This is a genomic window from Vibrio sp. 1288 (assembly GCF_033344475.1).
In genome coordinates, this window is sequence record NZ_JAWPOX010001064.1 from 1 (window position 1) to 531 (window position 531).

1 protein-coding gene is annotated in these 531 nt (G+C 44.8%); it reads left to right on the top strand.

The window, feature by feature from the left end; all coding sequences use genetic code 11:
* Positions 1–125: 125 nt before the first annotated feature.
* On the top strand, positions 126–531 hold a 406-nt coding region (locus R8O11_RS30920), incomplete at its 3' end, for a DUF533 domain-containing protein (RefSeq protein ID WP_318195351.1).

Sequence of the window (531 nt, forward strand, 5' to 3'; positions counted from 1 at the left end):
CGGTCAACCCTTTTCTATTGTCCTCAGAAATGACACTGCCCCTAATTTCTTTACTATTCATTTCGTTAATCTTTGGTTCAGCTTGTCGTTTGTACACTGATCTCAACATTTACAGGAGGTCAGTTATGGATTTAAAAAGTCTTCTAAACCAAGCGCTCAACTCTGATTTACTCAAACAAGGTGCTGACGCCCTGGGTAAGCAAACTCAAAACATCAAATCATCATCCAGCTCTAGCCAGTTCAAAACTCTCGGCGCAGGAGCCATCGGTGGTGGATTGATTGGCATGCTTATGGGCTCAAAGAAAAGCAAAAAGATGGCGAAGAAAATGGGTTCTGGCGCGCTTAAAGTCGGTGGAGCGGCAGCACTCGGTGCACTTGCCTACAAAGTGTATAACGATTGGCAAGCTAAGCAGAGTGATCAAGGCGTCCATGACCCCTTCGATCCACAAGATAGCAAACACAGCGTATTAATTTTAAAAGCCATGATTGGTGCAGCCAAAGCCGATGGTCATGTCGATGATGTGGAAATAG